Source organism: Curtobacterium sp. PhB170, from assembly GCF_003752345.1.
Taxonomy (GTDB): Bacteria; Actinomycetota; Actinomycetes; order Actinomycetales; family Microbacteriaceae; genus Curtobacterium.
Window position 1 is genome coordinate 467042 of record NZ_RJUM01000009.1, and the last position, 25709, is coordinate 492750.

Here is a 25709-nt window from a genome sequence, read left to right on the forward strand (position 1 = left end):
GAAATCACCCCCGTTTTGGGTCCATGCAAAGGCATGTTCCCGCTTGTCCGCACTTTGGGGGACGAGTAGCGTCGTCACCAGAGCGAGTCCAGCCCGCCCGAGCAGCAGATCTGCGCTCCGGAGCCCGGCGACCGCTCTCGGCAAAGGTCAGCCGCGACCCCTCACCCGCGAGGTCGATGACACCGTCCCACCGGCACGACGACCCGAATCACGAGCCGGTGGAATCCAGTGCGCCCCGAACGCACAGAACGGACCCGCCACCATGCACAAGATCGTCACCGGCGCCATCGCCGGCGCAGCCGGCATCGCCCTCCTCCTCGGTGGAGCAGGCACCTTCGCCCTCTGGAACGCCAGTGCCTCCAGCGCCGCGTCCTCGGTGAGCTCTGGCACGCTGACCCTCAGCGCGAACAACGACGGCGCCTGGACGGACATCACGAACGGCCGCTCGACCGCGATCAACCCCACCACCGCCCTGATGGTGCCGGGCAACACGTTCCAGTTCACGCAGACGCTGAACATCGGTGCGACCGGCCAGGACCTCAAGGCGAACCTGACCTACGCCAGCCAGTCGATCACCGGTGACTCCGCACTCCTCGCCGCCACGCAGAAGACCCTCGCCGTGACGTCCTCGAGCGCCACCGTCGTGCAGTCCACGTCGAACGCGAACACCTTCGTCGTCTCGCCGTCGGCGTCGACCTCGACCGTCAAGGTCGTCTTCACGATCACACTGCCGTCCTCGGCGACGACCGGGCAGAACGGGTCGATCAACGTCGGCGCCCTGGCCTTCACGCTCACCCAGACCGCGATCGGTTCCTGATCCACCGATCGCACTGACGCGGGCCACGACCGGCCCCTGATCCGCCGGTCGTGGCCTGCTCCCGCACGATCGACGAGCACCAGGGGACGCACATGACCGGGACACCGAGGACGACGGGCCGCCACCGCGCTGCACGACGCCACCGGTGGATCCTGCCCGTCGCGCTCGCCCTGGTCGTTGCCGTCGCCACGGCGCTCCTCGGCGTCGGCGGAACCTACGCCCTCTGGAACGGCACCGCCAGCACCGCGGCCACCACCGTCAAGTCCGCGACGGCGACGATCACCGTCGGCACCCTGTCGACGATGAACACGACCGTCCTCGGACCGGGTGCCGGAGTCACCGGTACCTTCGCCGTGAAGAACACCGGTTCGATCCCGCTGTCGATGCGCGTCGCCACGACGTCCACGAACGTCGCCTACGCGACGAACGCGTCGTCGGCGGCCGTGCTCGGCGAGCTGACGCTCCGTCTGACCAACGTGTCATCGGCTGCTGCCTGCACCGCCGGGCTGTCCGGCGCGAGCGGCCGTCTCGCCGCCTTCGACACCGGTAGCGGTTCGTTCACGCTCCAGCCCGGTGCGAGCACCGTCGGCTGTGTCGAGCTGGTCCTCGACGCCGACGCGCCGCAGAGCGTGTCCGGCGCCGTCACCGACTTCACCCTCACCGTCACCGGAACGCAGGTCTCCGCATGAACCGCCGTCTCCGGCTCGTCGTCGCTGTGCTGCTCACCGCCGTGTTCGTCGGCGGTGGGTCGAGCGCCGCCTGGGCACTGTGGAGTGCGTCCGGCACCACAGCCTCGAGCGTCACGATCGGCAAGCTCTCCGCCTCGATCGCCGGCACGAGCGCGCTGACCACCACCTTCTCGTCCACGGTGACGTCGGTCACGAAGCCGATCACGCTCACCAACTCGGGCTCCATCGCCGGCACCGCGACGACCACCGTGTCCGTCGTCTCCGGCAGCTCGACGGCGCTCGCGCAGGCGGTCACCGTCGTCGCGTGGCCCGTCGCCACGACCGCGGCGTGCACGACGAACACCGCGGTCGGCAGCGGCTCGGTCACCGGCACCTGGGCGTCACTGCCGAGCATGACGTCCAAGCTCGCCGCCGGCGCCTCGGCCATCTGGTGCACCCGCAGCACGCCCAAGTCCTCGGCGCCGGCATCCGCCACGGCCAACGTGAACGTGAACCTCACCGTGGCGAGCGGCAGCTGGACCTCGGGCGTCGTGCAGGGAGGCTTCTACCTGAACACCTCGGCAGCGGAAGCAGCGCTGACCTGCAACGACCACAGCGGCAACTACGTCGACGTCACCTGGGACGCCGCAGGCCGCCCCAAGGAGACCTGGTACGCCGCCTACGTCGGGACCACGCCGGTCGGACAGAAGGCACAGGACTACTCGGCGTTCATCACCATCGCCCCGAGCGACATCCCGGCGAGCGCGGGTACCTCCGGCACGCTCACCGTCACGGTCAAGGTCCTCGACAGCGCCGGCAACCCGACCTCGACCGTCGCCGGCAGCGGCCCGGTCACGCTCTTCACGCAGAACAACGGCGCGGCGATCCGGTGCGGCGCATGACCTGCGCGGCGGCTCGTCCCGAACGTGCAGAGGGCTCCGGTGGGCGTGCGGTCGTGCACGCCGTCGTCCTCGGTCTCAGCACCGGACTGCTCCTGCTGGTCGCAGCCCTCGCCGTCGTGCTCATCGTCGTCCCCAAGGCCACCGGGTCGATGCCGCTGACGGTCCTGACCCAGTCGATGGAGCCGACGCTGCCCCCGGGCACCCTGCTCGTCGTCCGTCCCACCGCAGTCGACGACATCGAGGTGGGCGACGTCGTCACCTACCAGATCGTCTCCGGCCAGCCGGCCGTCATCAGCCACCGCGTGACTTCGGTGTCCTCGTCGTCGAACGGGGCGCGCACGTTCGTCCTCAAGGGCGACAACAACGCGAAGGCCGACCCGCACCCCGTCACCGCCGCACAGATCCGGGGCGTGGTCTGGTACAGCATCCCCGAGGTCGGTGTCGTCAACCAGCTCGTCAACGGGTCGCGGAGCTGGCTCATCCCGACCGTCGCCGGGGTCCTGTTGGCGTACGGCGGCGTGATGATCACCATCGGCACCGTCGCGGCCGCCCGCCGGCGACGTTCGACGACCGGCCACGGGCGACGTGCGACGTCCGGTCGTGGGCTGCGTGCGACGTCCGGTCGCGGGCGGCGTGCGACGTCCGGTCGCGGGCGCCGCAGCGCATCGCACCGGGGTTCGGGGCCGGCTCCGGTCTAGGCTCGGTGGACGTGACCGACGGAGTTCAGCGAGCGAGGGAACTGCTCGACGACGCCGCACGACGGCTCCGTTCCGCCGGGGTGCCGGACGAGGCACTCGGCGAGTACGCGCAGCCGAAGGCGGTGCTCGGCATCCGCCGCGAAGCGACCATGCGGCCGCTCGGTCGCGTGTGGCGCGTCGGTGCCCTGCTCATCGGTTCGTCGCTCGAGTCCGGCGGTCGGGTCTGGGCCACCGGGTCGATCACCCGTGTGACCGATCCAGGCCGAGCGCAGTTCCAGTCGGTCTCCGCCGAGGTCCGCCGGGCCTACCGCGCTGCTGCGGCGAAGGGACACTTCGCGGCCGGCGACACTGTCAACCACGGCGCCACGGCGGTCGCGTTGGACGGAACGCTCGTCGGCTCGACCGGGGTGCTCTTCGTCGAGGACGACGTGCCGCTCGTCCGCTGGTCACCGGCCGCGGGCTCCGCCGTCCCGCTCGCCGACTACCTGGCCGATCGCGTCGGGTTGCTCGTCGAACCGCCCCGGGGCGCGACCGACTGACCCGCTATCGTGAAGGCGTGGACGGACAGCAGCCGCGCGAACGACGCAACCCCTGGTGGGCGGTGCTGCTCGTCTTCATGTTCGGGGGCGTGCTGTCGCTGGTCGCCGGCCGGATGCTGCCCTGGCAGGACCAGGATCGCCAGGACCCCGACTACTGAGGCGGGACAGCGGCCGGAGCAACGAGGTGGTGCTCCAGCCGCTCGGGTTCAGTGCACGCCCCTGGGCGGCGGGTTCACATCGTCGTCGTCTGAGCGGGCGCTGCGCCGGAAGGCTCTGCGCAACCACGTGATCGCGGCACCCACGATGACCGTGACGATGATGCCGAGTGCGATCCCGCCGGTCGACCCGGCCCCGTAGTTCGACCACGGCAGCCCGAGCGCCCACTGCGCCGCGGGGCCGAGCCCGAGCAGCGCGGCGGCTGGGACGACGACGACGAGCAACGACCGGGTGCCGCTCCAGGCCGGGTTGCGGAGCACGAGGATGCCGGCCAACGCCGCGGCCGCCAGGGCGCCGTAGAACCAAGAAGCGCCGGACATGCGCCAGCCGTCGTACGCGAACCAGTCCCGGACCGAACGAACTGTCTGAGCCCATGCGTGCCGATCCGGGCCGCCTCGCCCCGAGACCAGGGGCAACGGCCAACCGATGACAGCGAGGAGCCCCGTGATCGCGCTCCCCACGCCGAGCAGCACCATCCAGAACCGCGGCCCGACGGCGGGCTCGACGTCGAAGTCGGGGATGCTCACGCGGAAGACGCTACCGGGCAGGAGGCGCGATCCGGCCGCACCGGGTGCGTTCAGTCGGACTCGTCGTGCCGGTACGGCCCCGATGCGCCGGCGAAGAAGACGACCTGGGCGCCATCTTCGGCCCCGCCGATGCTGCCGGGAAGGTCATCGTCGCGGTGGCCCTCATCGTCCCCGGGTTGCCCGGGAGCGACGTCGCGGCCACGCTCCCGCATCACGATCCGGTGACGAGCTCCGTGCTCTCCCCCGCGCTCTGTCAGGATGCCGCTCATGGGGGACCACAGAACGACCGCATCGGTGACCGGAGCGCTGCTCGCGCTGATCCTGCTGACGGGCTGCGCCACCGAGAGCGGCCCGGCCTCCGGTGGCCCGTCGACGAGCAGCGCGCAGACCGGCACCACGACCAGAGAGCCGACGGGCGCCGCGGGCACCTACGCCCCATCCGGGGACGGCGCCGGCCCGGGCGCCGACAGCCCATCGCAGTACGGGCTCAACAAGCGGCACCACGACCGCACCGACCTGAGCGCGGAGTCGGCGGCAGCGCTCGACGTCGCACGCGCTCAGGTGGTGCGGGAGGTCGCCGCGGAGCCGACCCCGGTCCTGCAGCCGGCGATCGAGGGGATCCTCGACGGCGTCGGAGCACCGAACCGCTGGATCGTGACGACGCAGACCGGCGAGAAGGTGCTGTTCGAGGCGCAGGTCGAGATGTCCGGGTGCCTGATCGGCGAGGTCCAGCGGGACGGCACGCCCGAGGTCACGACCGCGGGCTGGGTCCTCGACGGCGGATGCCACGCCCTCGACGGGCACTGAGCCCCCGCCAGAACCTACTCTTGTCGGATGCTCTCCCGACGCGACGCCGCCGTTCGACTCGACATCACCCTCGAGATGGCGACCCACCACGGAATCCCCTCGCGTCTCAGCGAAGCCGAACTCGACGCGATCGAACAGGATCCGCCCGCGTGGCTCGTGCAGTCCCGAGCGAACCGCACGGGTGCCAAGAAGGTCTGGGTCCGTCTCGAGTGCGTCGTCTGCGCGTTCGCCGAAGAAGCGCGGCCGAAGAAGTGGTGGCCCGAGTGGGACTACCTGATGTGCGACTACCACGAGCCGTACCAGGCGCCGGAACCGACCGCGGGGCTCACCCGGCGTGAGGTCGAGGGCATCGGCAGCCGGTTCATCGCCCTCGTCGACGAACGCCCCTGACTGACAGTTCGACCCAACCCGCTGGGTACGGTCCACCCATGCCCACCGAACGTCGTCGCCTGCTCCTCCCCGGGCAGTACGGACCCCTGTTCGACGACGGTGGCCCAGCCCTCGTCGTCGAGGCACGCGAGTTCTTCACCGCTCGCCCCGTCCACCGGGCGAAGGCCCACCTCTGGTTGAGCGCCCTGCGCCACCGCGCCCACGAACTCGGTGACCGTGCCGAGCACGTCCAGGTCGACACCCTCCGCGAAGCGTTGACCGGCCGCGACGACCTCGAGGCGATCGATCCGCCGTCCCGCACCCTCCGCGCGCAGATCCGGCACTGGGGCCGGGGCACCGTGGTCCTGCCGAGCCGCGGCTTCGTGACCGACGAGGACGAGTTCGTGGAGTGGGCGGCCCAGGGCACGGGTCGGTTCCGCATGGAGGACCACTACGAGCGTGTCCGGCGCCGCGAGGGCTGGCTGCTGCGCGACGGCAAGCCGATCGGCGGGAAGTTCAGCCTCGACGACCAGAACCGCGAGCCGCCGCCGAAGGGCGCGACGACCCTCGGGCTGCCCGAGCCCTGGTGGCCGGAAGAGGACGACATCGACGACCAGGTGCGGCACGATCTGGACCGGTGGGAGCGGGACGGCACCGCCCGATTCGTCGGCCGCGACGACACCCGACGGTTCGCGGTGACGGCGGACGAGGCCCAGCGCGCGCTCGACGACTTCGTCGCGGTGCGCCTCGGCGACTTCGGGCCGTACGAGGACGCCACGTTGACGAACGACTGGACGATGGCGCACTCGCTCCTCAGCGTGCCGATGAACCTCGGGGTGCTCGATCCGCGGCAGGCGATCGACGCCGCCCTCGAAGCGCACCGGACCGAGGCCGCCCCGCTCGCCAGCGTCGAGGGCTTCGTCCGCCAGGTCGCCGGCTGGCGGGACTACGTCTGGCACCTGTACTGGTGGTTCGGCGACGACTACGGCGCGTCCGAGAACGCCCTCGGCGCGCACGGACGGCTGCCCGACTGGTGGCGGGAGCTCGACGCGTCCGAGATCGATGCCGTCTGCGTGCGGACCGCGATCGAGGGCCTGCACGACCACGGCTGGCTGCACCACATCCAGCGCCTCATGGTGCTCGGCAACTGGGCGTTGCAGCGCGGCTACGACCCGGTGCACCTGACCGAGTGGTTCACCGACGTGTTCGTCGACGGCACCGACTGGGTGATGCCCGCGAACATCATCGGCATGTCCCAGCACGCCGACGGCGGGATGGTCGCCACGAAGCCGTACACGTCGGGCGGTCGCTACATCGACCGGATGTCGGACCACTGCGAGGGCTGCCGGTTCGACCCGACGAAGCGGGTCGGCGACGACGCCTGCCCGTTCACTGCCGGGTACTGGGCGTTCCTCGCGCGCACCGAGCCGGCACTCCGTGACAACCACCGGATGGCCCGCCCGCTGCAGCAGATGCGGTCACTGGCGGACCTCGACGAGGTCGTCGCGCAGGAGGCCCGTCGCACCTTGCCGTGACGTCACCCGGTCCCGATAGGGTCGTGAGCGTGAGCAACGAGGCATTCGACGACCGCTACGAGCTGCGCGAGTTCGCGCCCGGGACGAATGACGAGGGGGCACCGAACGCCGAGACCGGATCGTGGATGCAGGCCGTCGGCCTCGGCTTCCACGAAGCCGATCCGGACGCCGAAGGTGCAGCGCGCATGGCGTCCCACTTCATCGCCGACGAGGAGACCTTCCTGGGCGTCTACGTCCGGAAGCCCTTCCCCGGCTCCGTCGACGAGACCTGGCCCGCCGGCACCTTCACGTGGTTCCGCAAGGCGCTGAGCTGGGGCGACGGGTCGTCCGTCGACACGCAGGCCATCTCCGCGGTCACGGTCCGGCCCACCGAGCGTCGCCGCGGCATCCTGCGCCGCATGATGACGCACGCGCTCGAGCGCGGTGTCGCCGAGGGCTACGCCGTGGCGTCCCTGACCGCGTCCGAGGGCACGATCTACCGCCGCTTCGGGTTCGGCAGCGCGATCCGCGAGCGCGCGGTGCGCGTGCGTCGCGAACGCGCACTCCCCCTCCTCGCCCCGACGTCGGGCTCGGTGTCCGTCGTCACGCCGCAGTGGCTCGCCGACGGCCCCGGCAAGGCGGTCTTCGAGCGCTTCCACACCCGCACGCCCGGCTCGATGGTCCGCAACGCGGGCACCTGGCCGGTCGTCTTCGGACTGCTCGGCAACGACGGCCAGAAGGCGAAGGACGTCCGTGCGGCGGTGCACCGTGCCGAGGGCACCGACGAGATCGACGGCTACGTCACCTGGCGCGTCAAGGAAGACGGGTCCTCCGACACCGCGCTCGAGATCGTCGACCTGGTCTACGCGAACGACCAGGCCTACACGGCGCTGTGGGAGTTCGTGCTGTCGATCGACCTGAACGACGTCGTGAAGTACAACCGCTCGCGCCTCGACGACCCGATCGTCGCGGCCCTCGGCGACAACCGTGCGTACGACGTCGACCACGAAGAGGACCACGTCTGGCTGCGCGTCCTCGACGTGGCCGCGGTGCTCGAGTCGCGGCCGTTCGCCGTCGACGGCTCGCTGACACTCGCGGTCACCGATGCGCTCGGCCACACGACCGGCACGTACCGCTTGGACGTCCAGGAGGCCCGTGGCAGCGTCACGCGCATCGCCGACGACGCCGACGTGGCCGGTTCCGACGTCCAGCTCGACGTGGCAGAGCTCGGTGCCCTGCTCATCGGGTCGGTCTCGCCGGTCACCCTGGCGGCCGCCGGCCTGGTCCGTGCTGCGGACACCGCGTCGGTCGAGCTGCTGCGCGCGATGCTCCTGCCCCCGCGGACCCCGCACGGCATCACCTACTTCTGATCCACCGTCACCGGGGCGCCCGGTCCGACCGCTCTGCGGCCGGACCGGGCGCCTTCGGCGTAGCCTCCGCGCCATGAGCGACGACGCGGTGGTCGAGTGGCTGCTCGACTCGGACCCGGCGGTCCGGTGGCAGGTCGAGCGTGATCTGGCCGGTGCACCGCCGTCGGTGTGGCAGCAGACCCGGGCACGGGTCGCGACCGAGGGCGTCGGGGCGGCGATGCTCGCACACCAGGACCCCGACGGGCAGTGGGCCGGCGGCGCGTACTTCCCGGCGGACTTCGACTTCGACGGTCCCGAGGCGGACGAGCCCGGGCGGCCCTACACGGCGACGACCTGGTCGCTGAACGCCCTGCGCGACTGGGGACTCGACGCCGCGGTCCTCGGGGACACGGCCGCCCGGCTCGCGACGAACAGCCGCTGGGAGTACGAGGACCTGCCCTGCTGGAGCGGCGAGGTCGACTGCTGCATCAACGCCTTCACCCTGGCGAACGGCGCCTGGCTCGGTGCCGACGTCGGGCAGCTGGCGGAGTGGTTCCTCGACCACCAGCTGGACGACGGCGGCTGGAACTGCGAGTGGATCGAGGGGTCGACGGTGTCGTCGTTCCACTCGACCCTCAACGTGATCGAGGGGCTCCTGCAGCACGAGCAACTGACCAGCGGCAACCACCCCCGCGCGGCGGAACTCCGAGCGGCTCGACTCCGCGGCACCGAGTACCTGCTCGAACGGCGACTGCTGTTCCGGAAGCACGACGGCGAGCTCGTCGGGCCCTGGGCGAGCCGGTTCGCGTACCCGCTGCGGTGGATCTACTCGGCGCTGCGGGTCACCGACCACCTGCGGGCTGCCGCGCTGCAGGACGGCACCGCGCCGGACCCACGTGCCGCCGAGGCGGTCGAGGTCGTCCGAGCCGCCAGGAACGACGACGGAACGTGGACCCAGGGAACGCGGCCACCGGGTCGGCAGTGGTTCGAGGTCGACGTCCCCGAGGGCGAGCCGTCGAAGTGGCTCACGCTGTACGGCACCCGCGTGCTGCGCTGGTGGGACGCCACCTGAGCTACGCCCGGCGCCGCACCCGCGGGTCGACGAACGCGTAGACCACGTCGACGATCACGTTCGCCGTGACGATCAACAGCGCCGAGAACAACGTGAAGCCCACGACGACCTGCAGGTCGAGGGTGTGCACGGCGTCGATGAGCAGCGCGCCGAGGCCCTGCATCGAGAACACCTTCTCGGTGATGACCGCACCGCCGAGCAGCGACCCGAGGTCGAGTCCGAACAGCGTCACCACCGGCAGGATCGCGGTACGCAGTCCGTGCCGCACGACGACCTGGCGCTCGCGCAGGCCCTTGGCCCGAGCCGTCCGGACGAAGTCCTGCGACATCGACTCGAGCATCTCGCCACGGGTCAGGCGCGCGTAGATCGCGGCGCTGATGAACGCGAGCACGCACCACGGCAGGATCAGGTGGGTGAACCAGCCGACCGGGTCGTCGGTGAACGCGACGTACCCGCTCGTCGGCAGGATGCCGAGCACGAACCCGAACAGCAGGATGCCGAGCAACCCGATCAGGTACGCCGGCGACGAGACCCCGGCGACCGCGACGGTCATCACGGCCCGGTCGACGAACGTGCCGCGACGGAGCGCCGAGACCGCTCCGCCGAACACCCCGGCGACGAGCCAGAGCACGGCGGCACCGACGGCGATCGACGCGGTGACGGGCAGGCGGGACAGGATCAGGTCGGTGACGCTCTCGTGCAGCTGGAACGAGTACCCGAAGCACGGCGCGGCGCAGGTGATCACGGACGCGCCGCTGCCGAACGTGCGGCCGGTGAAGATCCCCGCCAGGTAGGCGCCGAACTGCGCCAGCCAGGGCTTGTCGGTGCCCAGGAACGCCTGCACCTCACGCAGCCGGTCCGGCGTGCAGGGCTTGTCGCAGATCGCCCGCGCGGCGTTCGTCGGCAGCAGCATGAACAGTGCGTAGGTGATCGCGGCGACGACGAGCAGCACGACGGCTGCGCCGAGGACGCGGATCGCGATGAAGCGGAACGTGCTCATCGGCGTGCTCCTCTCGGGTCGAGGGCGTCACGCAGGGCGTCGCCGAGCACGTTGAACGCGAGGGTGATGAGGAACAGTGCCGCTCCGGGGAACACGAGGTACATCGGGTCGGTCTGCACCCAGCCGACGGCGTCGCCGATGCTGCGGCCCCACGACGGCGTCGGCGGGGTCACGCCGACCGCCAGGAACGACAGCGCGGCCTCGGCGCCGATCATCGACGGGATCGAGATCGTCGCGTAGACGGTGATCGTCGCCGCCAGGTTCGGCAGCAGCTGGGTGCGGATGACGTGCCACCGGCCAGCGCCCATCGCCGTGGAGGCGACGACGTAGTTCCGACTGACGAGCGACAGTGTCTGGCCGCGGACCACGCGGGCGACGGACGGCCAGCCGAAGAACCCGATGACGAGCACGACCAGGACGGGCTTCGGGAACGACGTCGGCACGATCGCGGTCAGGGCGATCATGAAGACGAGCGACGGGAAGCCGAAGATCACGTCGACCACGCGGGAGAGCACGCGGTCGTACCAGCCGCCGAAGAAGCCGGTGGTGACGCCGACGAGCACCCCGATGACGATCGATAGGAAGGTCGCGGCGAGTCCGATGCCGAGCGACGTCCGGGCACCGTACGTCACGATCGCGAACAGGTCGCGACCGGTCAGCGGCTCGACGCCGAACCAGTGCTCGGCGCTGATCCCCCCACCGAAGCCCTTCGGCGCCCCGAACGAGTTGAGCGCGTCGATGTCGTACCCGTAGGGGTCCTGGCCGGTGACGGCGCTGATGAGCGGCGCCGCGACGGCGACCACGAGGAACACGACGATGACGACGGCCGAGGTCACGGCCCATCGGTCCTGCCGGATGCGGCGCACCACGGCACGGAAGCCGGTGGTGCGTCCGGACGAGGCCACGGGGCGCTCGACGACGTTGGCGGTCACGAGGACACTCCTTCCCAGGCGCGCCAGGCTTCGCGGCGGGCCGCCTGTCGCACGGGATCGGCGACGGGCGCCGCGGCGAGCAGCATGCGCGTGTAGTCCTGCTGCGGGTCGTCGAGCACGGCGTCCGTGGTCCCCCGCTCGACCACGCGACCATCGTGCAGGACGATGACCTCGTCAGCGAGCTGCCGGACGACGGCCAGGTCGTGGCTGATGAGGAGCATGCCGAACCCGAACTCGTCCTGCAGCTGTGCGAGCAGGTCGAGCACGGCTGCCTGCACGGTCACGTCGAGTGCCGAGGTGGGCTCGTCGGCGATGACGAGCGCCGGACGGAGTGCCAAGGCCCGCGCGACGGCGACGCGCTGGCGCTGCCCGCCGGAGAGCTGGTGCGGGAACCGCTCGGCCCACGACGGGTCGAGCTGCACTGCGGTCAGCAGTTCACGGACGCGTTCCGCACGATCGGCCGCCGAGGCCGTCCCGTGCACGAGCAACGGCTCGGCGATGCTCCAGCCGATGGTCTGCCGCGGGTTCAGCGACGATGCCGGGTCCTGGAAGACGATGCCGACGCGGCTGCGGAGCTCGCGGAGCCGTCGGCCCCTGGCGGTCCGCAGGTCGCTGCCGTCGACCTCGACCGAGCCCTCGACGACGGGCACCAGGCCCGCCAGGGCGCGACCGATGGTCGACTTGCCGGACCCGGACTCCCCGACCAGGCCGACGGTCTCGCCGGCGCGCAGGTCCAGGTCGATGCCCGACACGGTCGGTCCGCCGCGGCGCGAGTACCGCACGGCGACGTCGCGCAGCTGCGCGACCAGCGGACGGGAGGCGCGACTCGCCTCCGCCACGTCGGCCCGGGCAGTGGACGGGTCCCCTTCGACATCCGCAGCAGCGTCGGCGGCGCCGCCACGGGCCTCCAGGCTGGGGACGGCCGCGAGGAGCTCGCGCGTGTAGTCGGCGGACGGGTGCGCGAAGACCTCGGCCACCATGCCGTGCTCGACGGGGTCGCCGCGGCGCATCACCAGGAGCTCGTCCGCGACGTCCGCCACCACACCCATGTCGTGCGTGATGAGCAGGACGGCCAAGGAGCGCTCGCGACCGAGTCGGCGGAGCAGGTCGAGGATCCCGGCCTGCACCGTGACGTCCAGCGCGGTCGTCGGCTCGTCGGCGATCAGCGCGACCGGGTCCCCGGCCAGGGCCATCGCGATCATGGCGCGCTGCAGCTGCCCGCCGGACAGTTCGTGCGGGTAGGCCTTGCGGATGCGCTCGGGGTCGGTGAGGCCTGCGGCACGCAGCAGCTCGTCGACGCGCGCGGAGACCGCTGCACGGTCGAGGTCCGTCGGGTGCGCCCGGATCGCCTCGGCGACCTGCGTGCCGATGGACAGCACCGGCGTGAACGAGTTCATCGGTTCCTGGAACACGACGCCGATGCCGGCGCCGCGAACGGCACGGAGCGTGTCGTCGGAGGCACCGACGAGCTCCTCGCCGCGGAACCGGACACTGCCGGAGACCCGCGCCTCGGGCGGCAGCAGGCCGAGCACGCTCATGGCGCTGACGGACTTGCCGGAGCCGGACTCCCCCACGAGGGCGAGCACACGACCGGGGGTCAGGGTGAAGGAGACGTCACGGACGACGGGCTCCGCGTCGCCGAACGCGACGTGGAGCCCCTCGACCTCGAGCAGCGGCGAACTCACTTCGCGAGCGAGACCTTGAGGTAGTTCGGGTACGCCGGGAAGTCCGCGATCTGGAAGTTCTGCACGTTCGAACCGGCCAGGAACGACTGCTTCGCGTAGGTCAGCGGGACGATCGGCGCGTCGGCCATGATCTTCTTGTCCGCTTCGACCCACAGCTTCTGCGCGTCCTGCTGGTCGACGGTGGCGCTGGCCTTCTTGATCAGCGCGTCGACCTCGGGGTTGCTGTACTTCGAGACGTTGTAGCCGCCGCCACCGATCTGCGACGAGTCGTAGAGCGGCTGGATGTTGGCGTTCGCGCTCGGGAAGTCCGGCTGCCAGCTGAACAGCGCCAGGTCGAAGTCGGTGCCGTCGGTCGTCGCGGTGTAGAACGAGTCCGCGTCGAGCGGCTTCAGCGTGACGGTGATGCCGGCGCGCTTGAGGCCGGACTGCAGCGCCTGCGCCTGGGCGAGGTAGGTCGGGTCGTTCTGGGTCGCCAGGGTCAGCTTGAGGTCGGACACGCCCGCGTCCTTGAGGAGCTGCTTCGCCTTCGCGACGTCACCGTTCGCGCCGGGCTTGTACAGGTCGTAGTCCTCGCGGCCCGCGATGCCCGGGGTGATCAGGGTCGTGGCGTACGAACCGGCGAGCGCACCGCCCGCAGCGATCCGGTACGACTTCTTGTCGACGGCGTACTGCAGGGCCTGACGGACCTTGAGGTCCTTGAGCGAGCCCTTCTGCGTGTTGATCGCCATGTAGTTGATCGGGCCGGCCTTCGACGTGGCGAGGCGGTCCTGGGCGGCGGGGTTGCTCCGCACCTGGTTCAGCTCGGCTGCACCCAGGTAGCTCGCACCGAAGGAGTCCTTCGCGTCACCGTTGTCGGCGATCAGCGTCTGTGTGACGGTCGACGGGTCCTGACTCTCCTTGAAGACGACCTTCGACGGGCCGGCGGTGCGGACGTCGTCGGTCTTCGCGCTCCACTCCTTGTTGCGGACGAGGGTGACCTGCGTGCCCTGCGTGTTCGACTGCACCTTGTACGGACCGGACGCGACCGGCTTCAGGTCGTAGGCGCCGGTGTCCGTGCCGTCGCCCTCGGGGACCGGGGTGAACGCGGGCATCGAGGCCAGCCAGGGCCAGTCGCCGTAGGCGCTGTTCAACTTGAAGACGATGGTCTTGTCGTCCGGGGTCTCGATGCTGTCGAGGGTCTTGCCGTCGAACGGACCCTTGTAGCTGTCGCCGCCGACCAGGAGCGACTTGTGGTAGCTCAGGCCGCCGGTCAGCGTGGGGGCGAACGAGCGCTCGATGCCCCACTTGATGTCCTTCGTGGTGATCGGGGTGCCGTCCTGGAACTTCAGCCCGTCCTTCAGCGTGTACGTCCACGTCTTGCCGCCGTCACTGGACTTCCCGGTGTCCGTCGCGAGGTCCGGCACGACCTTCGCGGTCTTGCCGGGCTCCACGTCCCACGTGGTCAGGCGCCGCGCGACGAGAGCGAGCGACGTGATGCCCAGGCTCTGGCTCGTCGCCGGGTCGAGGTGGAACGCCGTCTGCGGCAGCAGGATGTTGAGCGTGCCGCCCTTGGCCGTGCCGTTCGCCGCGTCGTCCGAGGAGCTGCCGCCCGAGCAGCCGGTCAGGACCAGGGCTGCTGCTGCGGCGACGGCCGCGGTGATCGTCAGGCGGTTCGGGCGTCTCATGACGGTGGAGCTCCTCGTGGGAAGGGTGGTGGCGACCGTGCTGCAGCCGCTGTGGTTGCACGGACCGGGTCGCCGGGCGGCGTCCATCCTGACACCGCGGCGGTCGCCCGTCCGAATCCCGCGTGCGACCGACGTCGCACGACGAAACAATCCAAGTGCCGTGCGACGTCCGTCTATTCCCGATGGATCTGCACCGAGTCCACCCGAGGGGCGTGGGTCAGCGGTCGAACAGGCCCCCGAGGAAGTCGTTGCCGAGGTTCGAGGCCTGCTCGCCGAGGCCCGACGCCTGCTCGCCGAGACCGCCGAGGAGCTGCTCACCCTCGCCCGCGATCCCCTCGAAGCCGCCGCCGAGGTCGGCCCCGAGGTCGGCCAGTCCGAGGTCGCCGATGCCCGAGGCGATGCCGTCGAAGTCGACGCCGAGGTTCGCTGCCTCGGCCAGCACGGGCCCGGCGGCGGCGCTCAGCACCGCTCCCCCGGCGACCGCGACACCGATGCCGCCGAGCGCCATCGCGCCGGCGCCGACCGCGGCCCCGCCGGCGAAGGCGCCACCACGCCCGCGGCCGTTGCCGTTGCCGTTGCTCGAGCCGCCGAGGACGCGGCGGATCAGGCCCGGACGGCGGACCTCGCCGCGGGTCATCGCGCGCGCCATGCCGCCGGCCGAGTCGTCGCGCAGGTGTTCGTGCGGCGGGAGTTCGGAGTTCAGACGGTTGCGCACCTGCTGCCGCTGCGCCGGGGTGAGGCGGGCGAAGGCGTCGTGGTGGACCTGCTCGAGCTGGTCCGGCGACGAGGTGCGGAGCAGGTAGTCGTACTTCGCCAGGGCGACCTTGTCCGAGTCGGCCGGGCCGTGCTGCTGCGGCTGGCCGTACTGCTGCTGGGGCGCCTGCCCGTACCGCTGCTGGCCGTGCTGCTGCTGCTGGCCGTACTGCTGCTGCGGCCGCTGCTGCTGCTGGCCGTACTGCTGCTGCGGCCGCTGCTGCTGCTGGCCGTACTGCTGCTGGGGCCGCTGCTGCTGGCTCCGATCGTCGCCCGTCAGCCGGTCCGCTGCGCCGCGGACGACGTCACGCCAGTCGGTGCCGCCAGCGCGCTGCGCTCCGTTGCCGGGCGCACCGTCCCCCTGCCCACGCTTCTGGAGCTGCTTGTCGATGACCTTCGAGGCCATGCCGAGGATGCGGTTGAAGTTCGCCATCCCCCGACCTTTGTGGATGCACATGTGCGCTCCCAGCGACGAACCGGCGGGTCGCCCGCACATCCGGCGGGAAACCGCTGTGAGCGACGACCGGAATGTCACCGGACAGTTCGTCGTAGGCTTGACCCGGTCGCGCCACAGCCGGAGCGCGATCCGGGCGAAAGTACGAAGCCCGGGACTGCGACAACAGTTCCGGGCTTCGATTCGCCTTCCGAGTGGAAAGCCAAGGGATGCACCAACCATCCCGAGTCGAACGTTCGGAACCGATGGTAGCCGAGCACGCTCGGCGACGCATCCCTCGGTCGAAGCTCCTCGTGTCAGCCGGCGACGACACCAGGAGGTCACCGATGTCGAACGACACCGATGATCGGTCCAGGCGTCGGGTGCCCTGGCTGGGGATCGCGAGCTTGCTCGTGACCGTGGTCAGGCTCCTGATCGACCTGTTCCGCAGGGACTGAGGACCCGGGTGTCCCGCATCGCGCTCAACGGTGCGGGACACCTGTCGTCACGCGAGCAACTGTGCCGCTCGGACGACGAAGTGCCGGCTCCCACTGTGGCGTGGGGACAGTTGCAGCAGGCTGGGGTGCGAGTGCTCCCCAACGTGCTCCGTCCCACCACCGTGTGCGGTTCGAGTCTTGCGGGTCCGGGTACCACCCGGCGATCGGCAGCGTCACTGTGCTCCCCTCCGTTGCCTCCGAGGAGGCTCCGGAACCGGTGTCGTCACGCGCACGCCCCAGTGGTGGCGCCACGCGGCACGCCCCGTCAGGACAGGACGCGCGCCAGGTACGCGTTGCGGAACCGGCCCGTGGGGTCGACGTCGCGCGCGACCGCAGCGAAGTCCGACAGCCGCGGGTACGCCTCGTGCAGACGCTCGACGCTCACGCCGGACACCTTGCCCCAGTGCGGCCGCGGGTCGAAGGGCGCGAGCGCTTCTTCGATCCGCGTCACCGCGGCCGCCACGGCAGCGGCGTCCCGGCGGAACGTGAAGTGGATGCCGACCGACTGCCGACCGGACGACGGCGCGAGCCAGGCGGTGTCGGGCGCGATCGTACGGATCTCGGCGGCGATGAGGATCGGCGCGAACACCGACTCGAGCGGACGGAGGGCCTCGAGCGCGGACACCGTCGACGCTGCCGGGATCAAGTACTCGGCCTGGATCTCGGCACCGGTCGACGGCGTGAACGAGGACCGGAAGTGCGGCAGCCGCTCGGCCCACGGCCCGGGGACGCCGCCCTGCTCGGTGACGCCGGCGGGGTCGTTCTCCCCCGGGTGCACGGGGCCGGTGGCGGGCCGCGCTCCGAGGGCGACGAGGTCGACGGTGGGCGAGGGCTCGTCCACGCGGTGCTTCACCCAGACCTGCCGGGCACCGCGGTCGTCGAACGAGGTGAACATCGACACCGAGTAGGCGTCGGACATGACCTGGTCGAAGTGGGCGGACACCGCGTCCCACGGCAGGTCGAGGTGCACCGTCGTGGCGACCTCGAACGTCGGCTCGATCGCGAGCTCCACCGTGGTGACGACACCGAGCGCACCGATGGCCACCCGGTGGGCGTCGAGGGCCCCGTCCGGCGAGGACGCATCGACGTGCTCGATCGCCCCGGAAGCGCGGACGACGTCGAGCCCGACCACTGCCTGCGCGAGCGACGGGTTGCGCACGCCGGAGCCGTGCGTGCCCGTGGCGACGGCCCCGGCCGTGGAGATGTGCGGCAGGGACGCGAGGTTCCCGAGTGCCCAGCCACGGGCCTCCAGACCGGCCGCGACCTGACTGTGCGTCATGCCGGCGGCCACGCGGACCACACGACGCGACGTGTCGATGTCGAGCACCGGCGGCAGGTCCTGCAGCGACACCTGCACGGCGTCGGTGTCGGCGATCGTGTTGAAGGAGTGCCGTGAGCCGAGCGCCGTCAGGCGCGGGGTCGACGCGACCAGTTCCTGCAACGCGGCCACCGACGTCGGACGCGCCAGACCGGACGCCCGGTAGGTGACGTTGCCCGCCCAGTTCGTCCGCGTGCGCTGCTCTGCGATCACGTCGCTCATCGTACGGTCCGCGTCCCTCAGAAGCCGCGGTCGAGACGGTGCCACGTCTGCTGGAGACGCAGCTCGTCGCGGAAGCCGCGGGCGGTGGTGTGCTCGTCGATGACCAGGAACTCGGTGCCGACCATGGTCGCCAGGTCCTCGACCACCTGCAGACCGACGGCCGTCGTCATCACGGTGTGGTGGGCGGCGCCGGCGGTGAGCCAGGCCTCGGCGGCGACGGGGAACGACGGGCGCGGCTCCCAGACGGCACGGCCGACGGGGAGCTTCGGCAGGGCCTCGGTCGGGGGCACCACGTCGACGACGTTCGCGGTGAGACGGAAGCCGTCGCGGGTGTCGGAGAGCGCGACCACCACGGCCTCGCCGGAGTCGGCCGTGAAGACCAGGCGGACCGGGTCGTCCTTGCCGCCGATGCCGAGCGGGTGGATCTCCAGCGTCGGCTTCGTGGTGGTGAGCGTGGGCGAGACCTCGAGCATGTGGGCACCGAGGATCTTCTCGGCACCCGGGGTGAGGTCGTAGGTGTAGTCCTCCATCAGGCTCGCACCACCGGGCAGTCCGGCGCCGGCGACGTTCATCGCACGGACCAGGACGGCCGTCTTCCAGTCGCCCTCGGCGCCGAAGCCGTAACCGTCGGCCATCAGGCGCTGGACCGCGAGGCCGGGCAGCTGCTTGAGCGTGCCGAGGTCCTCGAAGTTGGTGGTGAAGGCGGCGGACCCGTTCTGCGCGAGCAGGGTGCGGAGGCCGATCTCGATCGCGGCGCCGTCGCGGAGCGCGCTCCTGCGTTCGCCCCCCTCTTGGAGTTCCGGTACGAGGTCGTAGGACGCGTCGTAGGTGGCGAGCAGCGCGTCGATCTCGTGGTCCGACGCGGCGGACACGGCCGCTGCCAGCTCGTTCACCGCCCAGGTGTTGACCTGCACGCCGAGCTCGATCTCGGCCTCGGTCTTGTCGCCCTCGGTGACGGCGACGTAGCGCATGTTGTCGCCGAAGCGGGTGAGCTTCAGCTCGCGGACGGCTGCGGCGCCGGCTGCGGCGCGGGTCCAGTTCGACACGCGCTGCTGGACGCGGGGGTCCGAGACGTGGCCGACGGCGGTGGCGTGCCGGACACCGAGGCGTGCCAGGGCGTAGCCGAACTCACGGTCGCCGTGCGCGGCCTGGTTGAGGTTCATGAAGTCGAAGTCGATGTCCGCCCACGGCAGCGTGACGTTCGCCTGCGTGTGCAGGTGCAGCAGCGGCTTCGTCAGCGCCTGCAGGCCGCCGATCCACATCTTCGCGGGGCTGAAGGTGTGCATCCAGGTGGTGACACCGATGACCTTGTCGTCGGCGCTCGCCTCGATCAGGGCGCGGCGGATGCCGTCGGCGTCCTTCAGGACCGGCTTCCAGACGAGCTTGACCGGCAGCGCGCCGGCCAGTTCGGCGTGCACGGCCTTGCTCTGCTCCTCGACCTGGCGCAGCGTCTCCTCGCCGTACAGCCCCTGGGAGCCGGTGAGGAACCAGACCTCGTAGCCGTCGAGCGTGGCCTGGGGGTCGACGGTGGTGTCGTGCGTCGGGGTGTCGTGCGTCGGGGTGTCCTGCGTCATCGCATGGCTCCTTCGGGGTTCTGTCCGTAGACGTTCTGGTAGCGATCGAAGAGTCGATCGATGTCTGCTTGCGCGATCGGGACCACGTCCCCGCCCTGCTTCGCGATGTGCACGGTGCGGGCGACGTCCTCGCACATCACGGCGGCCTTGACGGCGTCCTTGGCGTCCTTGCCGATGGTGAAGACGCCGTGGTTCTGCATGAGGACCGCGCGGGATCGGTGGCCGGTCAGCGTCTCGACGATGCCGTGGCCGATCGAGTCGTCACCGATGATCGCGAACGGGCCGACCGGGATCGGCCCGCCGAACTCGTCCGCCATCGCGGTGATCACGCACGGGATGGGTTCCGCTCGTGCGGCCCACGCCGTCGCGTACGTCGAGTGGGTGTGCACGACACCGCCGACCTCGGGCATGTTCCGGTACACGTGGGCGTGCGCGGCGGTGTCGGAGCTCGGTCCGTGCTCGTTGCCCCAGCCGTCGGCCGGCTCGCCGTCGAGGGTGCAGACGACCTGGTTCTCGGGGGTCAGGTCGTCGCTCGAGACGCCGCTCGGCTTGATGACGAACAAGTCGGTGCCGGGCACGCGCTCGGAGACGTTGCCGCCGGTCCAGATCACCAGCCCGTAGCGGACGAGTTCGCCGTGCAGGCGGGCGACGCGTTCCCGGGTGGTCGCGACGGCCCGCTGGGTGTCGGGGTCGGTTGCGCTGGTCATCTGGTCACTTCCTGCTCTGCCGGGAGGCGCGGCTCGGCTCCCGCCGTCCCCTCGCCTCGGGTCGTGGTCGCGTCGGCGCCGGGGGCGGCTGCCGCACCGGTTCCGGTCGTCTCAGGTCCGGTCGCCGCTGCGGCAGCGGTTCCGGTCGTCTCGGGTCCGGTCGCCGCTGCCGCCACGGCCTGGACGGGCAGGGCAGCGCGGTACCGGCCGAGGTACGTCTGGAAGCCGTCGACGTCGGCCGGCTCGGGCTCGGCCACGTGCACGGCGTCCCCGCCGAAGACGGTGTCCGACAGGAAGTCGGCGAGCTGCTGGTCGGTGTGCTCGAGGTAGGCGGCCAGGACGGCGATGCCCCAGGCCCCGCCCTCGCCCGCGGTCTCCTCGAGGGCGATCGGCACCCGCAGTGCCGCGGCGAGCAGTCGCTGCGGGGCACCGGGCGTTCGGAAGAGCCCCCCGTGCGCGGTCATCCGGTCGACCTGCACCCGCTCGCCGTGCAGCACGTCCATGCCGATCGCCAGGGTGGCGAACGCGCCGTGCACCTCGGAGCGGACCAGGTTGCCCAGGGTGAAGCGGGCGTCGGGGGTGCGGAGCAGCAGGGGCCGGCCGTCCTCGACGTGGGTGACGGGTTCGCCAGCCAGGTAGTTGAACGAGAGCAGGCCGCCGGCGTCGAGGTCGGTGCTGTCCGCGATCGATTCGGTGAGCAGTGTCGCGTAGACGGTGTCGACGTCGAGGGGCTGCCCGGCCGCTTCGGCGAACCGCCCGAACACCTTCGCCCAGCTCGCGATCTCACTGGCGCCGTTGTTGCAGTGCACCATCGCCACGGCGTCGCCCGCCGGGGTGGTCACGACGTCGAGTTCCTCATGCGGGGTGCTGAGCGGGTGCTCGAGGACCACCATCGCGAAGATGCTCGTGCCGACGCTGACGTTGCCGGTGCGGGGTGCGACGGCGTTCGTCGCGACCATGCCGGTGCCGGCGTCACCCTCGGGCGGGCAGAGCGGCGCGCCGGGTTCGAGCGTGCCGGTGGGGTCGAGCCACGCGGCGCCCTCGGGGGTGAGCGATCCGGCTTCCTCGCCCGCGACGAGCACCTCGGGCAGGACCGCGCGGAGGTCGGGGACGTGCTCGCCGAGCAGGGCCTGCGTCGTGGCGAGCATGTGCTCGTCCCATCCGCGGGAGCCGGGGTCGCCCGGACCGCTGTCGACGGGGCCACCCTCGATCGGGAACACCCCGGAGGCATCCCCGACGCCGAGCACGTTCCGTCCGGTGAGTCGTCGGTGCACGTAGCCCGCGAGCGTCGTGATGCCTGCGACCTCGCCCACGTGCGGTTCCTCGTCGAGGACCGCCTGGTACAGGTGTGCGATCGACCAGCGGAGCGGCACGTTGAACGCCAGTGCCTCGCTGAGCTGTTCGGCCGCGGGCCCGGTCGAGGTGTTCCGCCAGGTCCGGAACGGCACGAGCAGGTCGCCCGCGGCGTCGAACGCCAGGTAGCCGTGCATCATCGCGCTCACGCCGACCGCGCGGAAGGTGGTCGGACGCACGCCGAACTGCGCTTCGACGTCGGCGACGAGCGCGGCGTAGGCGGCCCGGAGACCGGTCTCGACGGCGTCGAGCGAGTAGGTCCAGCGGCCGTCGACGAACTCGTTCTCCCACTCGTGGGAGCCGGCGGCGATGGGCACGAGGTCCTCGTCCACCAGGCATGCCTTGATGCGGGTGGAGCCGAGCTCGATCCCGAGTGTCGTGCGGCCGTTCGCGACCTGCTGGGTGGGGTCGTCGCCCATGCGTTCCTCCAGAACTCCGTCGTCCTCCGTGAGCGCTCACATCCTGGCACGTGAGCGCTCACTCTCGCAACGTCCGGGCGCGCCGCCCGCTCGGCTGTGCTGCACGTCCGCACCACACCCGGCTCTGCCCGGTTCCCACCCGGTTCCCACCCGATCTCGAGCCTGACCACCCGTTCTCGAGCCCGACCACGACACCCCGCTCACGTCCGCCGAGGGTCCACAACTCGCCGCCCGCGCCATGCCCAGGTTCCACGAACGGCCCGGATCCCCGCCCAGATGCCGAAATCTCGGAACCCCGAGCGCCGAGCGGGAACTCCGGGCGGCGACCTTCGGCGCATTCCGACGGCCCTCTCCGCGGCGACGACTCGCCCGACCCTTCCCCGCCGAGGTTCCACGACTCGCCGCCGACATCGCGCCGAGGTTCCACGAACGGCTCGGGTCCCCGCCCAGATGCCGAGATTTCGGAACCTCGACGGACGGGCGGGGCGGGCGGACGGGCGCGGCGGACGGCGGCGCGGGCTACGCGCCGGCGGTGCTCTCGCGGATGACGAGGGCCGGGGTGACCGTCGCCGAGGCCGCCGCGCCGCCGTCGATCAGACCGAGCAACGCCTGCCCGGCCACGCGCCCGAGCTCCTCGAGCCGCAGGTCCACCGTCGTCAGCGGCGGCCTCGAGGCGAGCGCCATCACGTCCCAGTCGTCGTACCCGGTGACGGCGACGTCCTCGGGGACCGAGCGTCCGAGCTCCCGAAGCCGATCGCACACGCCGCGGGCGATCTGATCGCTGCCGCACACGATCGCGTCGACGTCGGGCGACTGCCGCGCGAGCACGTCGACGGCCTGGCGCCCCCACCGCTCCGACCACTCGCCGAACAGCGGCGGCGTGACCAATCGTGACCCGAGCACGGAGGCCGCTCCCGCCACCCGACGTTCGGCGGAACGGTGCCGCGCGGGCCCGGTGACGACGGCGACCCGCTGCCGCCCGAGCGTCAGCACGTGCGCGGCGACGAGCGCGGACCCGGCGGAGTCGTCGAGGGTGATCGACACGTCGTCGGCCGAGGTCGACGGCGTGAACGCGTACACGACCGGGATCGCCACGTCGATCGGCGGTCGCGGGTCGGCGGAGCGTCCGGTCACGATGATCCCGTCGACGCCGCGGGCTGCGAGGGAGCGGAGGTAGTGGGCCTCGCGGACGTGGTCGTCGCGGGTGTCGCAGAGCAGGACCGCCATCTGCCCGGCGGACAGGGCGTCCTCGGCACCGAGGAGCACCGGGATCGAGAACCGACCGAAGGAGTCGGTGGTGATCATGCCGACCGTGTAGGTCCGGCCGGAGGACAGCGCACGGGCCCGGGCGTCGCCGACGAACCCGAGCTTCTCGGCGGCGTCCTTGACCCGTGCCCGTGTGGAGTCGCGGAGCTGTCCGGTGCCGTTGAGCGCCTTCGACGCCGTGCCGATCGACACCCCGGCGAGCGCGGCGACGTCGGTGATCCGGACGGGCTGCGTGCTGCGGTCGGCACCGGTGCGCTCGAGGGTCACGGCAAGTTCCTTTCCGGATCGCGGGACGTGACGATGAGCATACGCAGAAAACCCACCAGCCCTCTTGCGCCGCGAAGACCAGTGTCGTAACGTCCACCGCAGAAACCGTTTTCCGAAACGGATCACGTCACATCGCAAGGAGGGGACATGACCACCACGCTCGCGACCGACAGCCGTGCGCACACCGCGACCCCGGTCCTCCCGACCGCCGACGCGCACCTCACGCTCCGGCCCCTGCCGACGGGCGACGCCCGGATCACCGGCGGCTTCTGGGCACTCCGGCAGGAGCGCAACGGCCGTGACGCGGTCCGCGGCGGGTACGCCCTGCTCGAGACCGCCGGCAACTTCCGGAACCTGCGCATCGCCGCGGGGCTCGAGGAGGGCGAGGCCACCGGCCCGATCTTCATGGACTCGGACGTGACGAAGTGGCTCGAGGCGGTGGCGTGGGAGTACGGCCGCGCCCCGTCCGAGGACCTGCTCGAACTGCAGCGCGAGGTCACCGCCCTGTACGCCCAGGCGCAGGCCGACGACGGCTACCTCGACTCCGTGCAGCAGATCCGTGGGAAGGGCGAGCGGTACACGGACCTCAAGTGGAGCCACGAGATGTACTGCGCCGGGCACCTGTACCAGGCCGCCGTGGCACAGCACCGCGCGACGGGCGACACCGGCCTGCTCGAGGTCGCGATCAAGAACGCCGACCACCTGGTCCGCACGTTCGGCGACGGGACCGCACCGGACGGCACGCCGAAGACCCGCGACGTCGACGGCCACCCCGTCGTCGAGATGGGCCTCGTCGAGCTGTACCGCGAGACCGGCAACCGTGAGTACCTCGACCTGGCGCACTGGTTCGTCGACGCCCGCGGCACGGGCATCATCGAGCGCGCCGGCGGCGAGCCGACGTACTTCTCCGACCGGGTGCCGAGCCGGCAGGCCACGACCGTCGAGGGCCACGCCGTCCGCGCCGTGTACCTGGCAGCCGGCGCCGTCGACGTCGCGATCGAGACCGGCGACACCGAGCTGCTGGCCGCGAGCGAGACGCAGTTCGCCGACATGATGGCGACGAAGGCGTTCATCACCGGCGGCCTCGGGGCGCGCTGGGACTGGGAGGCGTTCGGCGACCCCTACGAGCTGCCGACCGACCGTGGCTACGCCGAGACCTGCGCCGCCATCGGCGGTGTCCAGTGGGCGTGGCGCCTGCTGCTCGCCACCGGCAAGCCGGTCTACGCCGACGCGATCGAGCGCCTGCTCTACAACGCGTTCCTGGCCGGCGTGAGCCTGGCGGGCACCGAGTACTTCTACGTGAACCCCCTGCAGCAGCGGGACCACGCGCACCAGGACGAGAACCGCTCCCCCGCTCACGGGCGCCGCGGCTGGTTCGACTGCGCCTGCTGCCCGCCCAACATCATGCGCACGTTCGCGAGCCTGGACGGCTACCTGGCGACCGCGACCGACGGCGGCCTGCAGATCCACCAGTACGCGACCGCGGACCTCGGGCCGGTGTCGGTCGAGACCGGGTACCCGCACGACGGCCGCGTGGTCGTCACGGTCACCGAGGACGGCCCGCTCGCCCTCGGCCTGCGGATCCCGGTCTGGTCGGACACGACGACGGTGCAGGGACCGGACGGTACCGCGCACCCGGAGCCGGGCACGCTGCACGTCGTCGACCGGCACTGGTCCGCAGGGGACACCGTCGAGCTCGTCTTCGACACGACGCCGCACCGGTACGTGGCCGACACCCGCATCGACGCCGCCCGCGGTCAGGTCGCCATCGAGCGCGGCCCCCTCGTGTACGCCGTGGAGCAGGCGGACCAGCAGGGCTTCACGGTCGACGACCTGACGGTCGACGCGGTCGCACCGATCACCGAGGAACGTCGCGACGACCTGCTCGACGGCATCGTCACGCTGCGCGTGCCCGGACACGCCCCGGCCGGACACGAGCAGGCATCGTGGCCGTACCAGCGGCTGGACGGGCCGGGAGGCGCGACGAACGCTCTCGACGCGACCAACGTCGGCGACGTGGCCGGTTCCGAGAACGCCACCACGGGCCTCCCGTCGGTCACCGCGACAGCGGTTCCCTACTACGCCTGGGCGAACCGGGGCGCGGCGCCGATGCGCGTGTGGCTCCCGCTGGCGCGGTGATC

At 71.4% G+C, this 25709-nt stretch carries 25 protein-coding genes; 12 read left to right on the forward strand and 13 right to left on the reverse strand.

Annotated elements, in window-relative coordinates; genetic code table 11:
* The first annotated feature begins 262 nt into the window (after nucleotides 1-262).
* The 6 genes from EDF40_RS06400 to EDF40_RS19150 all read left to right on the forward strand — a co-directional run bounded on the left by EDF40_RS06400 (nucleotide 263) and on the right by EDF40_RS19150 (nucleotide 3782).
* Entirely contained in the window at nucleotides 263-817 is a 555-nt protein-coding gene (locus tag EDF40_RS06400) for an alternate-type signal peptide domain-containing protein (RefSeq protein ID WP_123291956.1), read from the forward strand.
* Nucleotides 818-909: 92 nt separating this feature from the next.
* Entirely contained in the window at nucleotides 910-1506 is a 597-nt protein-coding gene (locus EDF40_RS06405) for a TasA family protein (RefSeq protein WP_148053787.1), read from the forward strand.
* The gene (locus EDF40_RS06410) at nucleotides 1503-2387 is read left to right on the forward strand and encodes a hypothetical protein (protein WP_123338721.1); all 885 of its coding nucleotides are present in this window, start codon (nucleotides 1503-1505) and stop codon (nucleotides 2385-2387) included. The genes EDF40_RS06405 and EDF40_RS06410 overlap by 4 nt, the downstream gene beginning before the upstream one ends.
* A complete protein-coding gene (locus tag EDF40_RS06415; protein WP_123338720.1) occupies nucleotides 2384-3085 on the forward strand; it encodes a signal peptidase I in 702 nt (233 codons plus the stop codon). The genes EDF40_RS06410 and EDF40_RS06415 overlap by 4 nt, the downstream gene beginning before the upstream one ends.
* An 11-nt stretch (nucleotides 3086-3096) precedes the next feature.
* Nucleotides 3097-3624 carry a hypothetical protein gene (locus EDF40_RS06420; protein WP_148053786.1) on the forward strand — a complete coding sequence of 176 codons (528 nt, stop codon included), beginning with the start codon at nucleotides 3097-3099 and terminating at the stop codon, nucleotides 3622-3624.
* Nucleotides 3625-3641: 17 nt separating this feature from the next.
* Nucleotides 3642-3782: a hypothetical protein gene (locus EDF40_RS19150; protein ID WP_165901085.1), complete on the forward strand. Its 141-nt coding sequence runs from the start codon at nucleotides 3642-3644 to the stop codon at nucleotides 3780-3782.
* A 48-nt stretch (nucleotides 3783-3830) separates the two neighbouring features.
* On the opposite strand, the gene EDF40_RS06425 is transcribed toward EDF40_RS19150, so the two are convergent.
* The gene (locus EDF40_RS06425) at nucleotides 3831-4367 is read right to left on the reverse strand and encodes a hypothetical protein (protein ID WP_123338718.1); all 537 of its coding nucleotides are present in this window, start codon (nucleotides 4365-4367) and stop codon (nucleotides 3831-3833) included.
* A 50-nt stretch (nucleotides 4368-4417) separates the two neighbouring features.
* Nucleotides 4418-4636, reverse strand: coding sequence for a hypothetical protein (locus EDF40_RS06430; RefSeq protein ID WP_123338717.1), 219 nt, complete (start codon nucleotides 4634-4636; stop codon nucleotides 4418-4420).
* Between EDF40_RS06430 and EDF40_RS06435 the strand changes: the two genes are divergently transcribed.
* From EDF40_RS06435 to EDF40_RS06455, 5 genes are all read left to right on the forward strand, one after another.
* Entirely contained in the window at nucleotides 4635-5174 is a 540-nt protein-coding gene (locus EDF40_RS06435) for a hypothetical protein (RefSeq protein WP_148053785.1), read from the forward strand. The two genes, EDF40_RS06430 and EDF40_RS06435, sit on opposite strands and share 2 nt — an antisense overlap.
* Nucleotides 5175-5201: 27 nt before the next feature.
* On the forward strand, nucleotides 5202-5564 hold the full coding sequence (locus EDF40_RS06440) for a hypothetical protein (protein ID WP_123291944.1): 363 nt from the start codon (nucleotides 5202-5204) through the stop codon (nucleotides 5562-5564).
* 38 nt (nucleotides 5565-5602) lie between these two features.
* Nucleotides 5603-7078, forward strand: a complete 1476-nt coding sequence (locus EDF40_RS06445; protein WP_123338715.1) for a cryptochrome/photolyase family protein — start codon at nucleotides 5603-5605, stop codon at nucleotides 7076-7078.
* 29 nt (nucleotides 7079-7107) lie between these two features.
* A complete protein-coding gene (locus EDF40_RS06450; RefSeq protein WP_148053784.1) occupies nucleotides 7108-8427 on the forward strand; it encodes a GNAT family N-acetyltransferase in 1320 nt (439 codons plus the stop codon).
* 73 nt (nucleotides 8428-8500) lie between these two features.
* The gene (locus EDF40_RS06455; RefSeq protein WP_123338713.1) at nucleotides 8501-9478 is read left to right on the forward strand and encodes a squalene cyclase; all 978 of its coding nucleotides are present in this window, start codon (nucleotides 8501-8503) and stop codon (nucleotides 9476-9478) included.
* 1 nt (nucleotide 9479) lies between these two features.
* Here EDF40_RS06455 and EDF40_RS06460 read toward each other — a convergent pair whose 3' ends face one another.
* The 11 genes from EDF40_RS06460 to EDF40_RS06515 all read right to left on the reverse strand — a co-directional run bounded on the left by EDF40_RS06460 (nucleotide 9480) and on the right by EDF40_RS06515 (nucleotide 23568).
* Complete coding sequence (locus EDF40_RS06460; protein WP_123338712.1) at nucleotides 9480-10478, reverse strand: ABC transporter permease; 999 nt, start codon at nucleotides 10476-10478, stop codon at nucleotides 9480-9482.
* The gene (locus tag EDF40_RS06465) at nucleotides 10475-11410 is read right to left on the reverse strand and encodes an ABC transporter permease (protein ID WP_123338711.1); all 936 of its coding nucleotides are present in this window, start codon (nucleotides 11408-11410) and stop codon (nucleotides 10475-10477) included. The genes EDF40_RS06460 and EDF40_RS06465 overlap by 4 nt, the downstream gene beginning before the upstream one ends.
* Nucleotides 11407-13095 carry an ABC transporter ATP-binding protein gene (locus EDF40_RS06470; protein WP_123338710.1) on the reverse strand — a complete coding sequence of 563 codons (1689 nt, stop codon included), beginning with the start codon at nucleotides 13093-13095 and terminating at the stop codon, nucleotides 11407-11409. Before EDF40_RS06470 ends, EDF40_RS06465 begins: the two co-directional genes overlap by 4 nt.
* Nucleotides 13092-14759, reverse strand: coding sequence for an ABC transporter substrate-binding protein (locus EDF40_RS06475; protein WP_185002838.1), 1668 nt, complete (start codon nucleotides 14757-14759; stop codon nucleotides 13092-13094). Before EDF40_RS06475 ends, EDF40_RS06470 begins: the two co-directional genes overlap by 4 nt.
* Before the next feature lie 217 nt (nucleotides 14760-14976).
* Nucleotides 14977-15945 carry a hypothetical protein gene (locus tag EDF40_RS19155; protein ID WP_185002840.1) on the reverse strand — a complete coding sequence of 323 codons (969 nt, stop codon included), beginning with the start codon at nucleotides 15943-15945 and terminating at the stop codon, nucleotides 14977-14979.
* A gap of 482 nt (nucleotides 15946-16427) precedes the next feature.
* A complete protein-coding gene (locus tag EDF40_RS06490; protein WP_311316766.1) occupies nucleotides 16428-16694 on the reverse strand; it encodes a DUF2510 domain-containing protein in 267 nt (88 codons plus the stop codon).
* Nucleotides 16695-16707: 13 nt separating this feature from the next.
* Nucleotides 16708-17973, reverse strand: coding sequence for a D-arabinono-1,4-lactone oxidase (locus EDF40_RS06495; RefSeq protein ID WP_311316754.1), 1266 nt, complete (start codon nucleotides 17971-17973; stop codon nucleotides 16708-16710).
* Nucleotides 17974-17999: 26 nt separating this feature from the next.
* On the reverse strand, nucleotides 18000-19556 hold the full coding sequence (gene araA / locus EDF40_RS06500) for an L-arabinose isomerase (protein ID WP_123338705.1): 1557 nt from the start codon (nucleotides 19554-19556) through the stop codon (nucleotides 18000-18002).
* Nucleotides 19553-20263, reverse strand: coding sequence for an L-ribulose-5-phosphate 4-epimerase (locus tag EDF40_RS06505; RefSeq protein ID WP_123338704.1), 711 nt, complete (start codon nucleotides 20261-20263; stop codon nucleotides 19553-19555). Before EDF40_RS06505 ends, araA begins: the two co-directional genes overlap by 4 nt.
* Nucleotides 20260-22035 (reverse strand): xylulokinase, encoded by a 1776-nt coding sequence (locus tag EDF40_RS06510; protein ID WP_123338703.1) that lies wholly within the window; start codon nucleotides 22033-22035, stop codon nucleotides 20260-20262. The genes EDF40_RS06505 and EDF40_RS06510 overlap by 4 nt, the downstream gene beginning before the upstream one ends.
* Before the next feature lie 519 nt (nucleotides 22036-22554).
* The gene (locus EDF40_RS06515) at nucleotides 22555-23568 is read right to left on the reverse strand and encodes a LacI family DNA-binding transcriptional regulator (protein ID WP_123338702.1); all 1014 of its coding nucleotides are present in this window, start codon (nucleotides 23566-23568) and stop codon (nucleotides 22555-22557) included.
* A 147-nt stretch (nucleotides 23569-23715) separates the two neighbouring features.
* On the opposite strand from EDF40_RS06515, the gene EDF40_RS06520 reads away from it, so the two are divergent.
* Nucleotides 23716-25707 carry a glycoside hydrolase family 127 protein gene (locus EDF40_RS06520; protein ID WP_123338701.1) on the forward strand — a complete coding sequence of 664 codons (1992 nt, stop codon included), beginning with the start codon at nucleotides 23716-23718 and terminating at the stop codon, nucleotides 25705-25707.
* The last annotated feature ends 2 nt before the right edge of the window (nucleotides 25708-25709 follow it).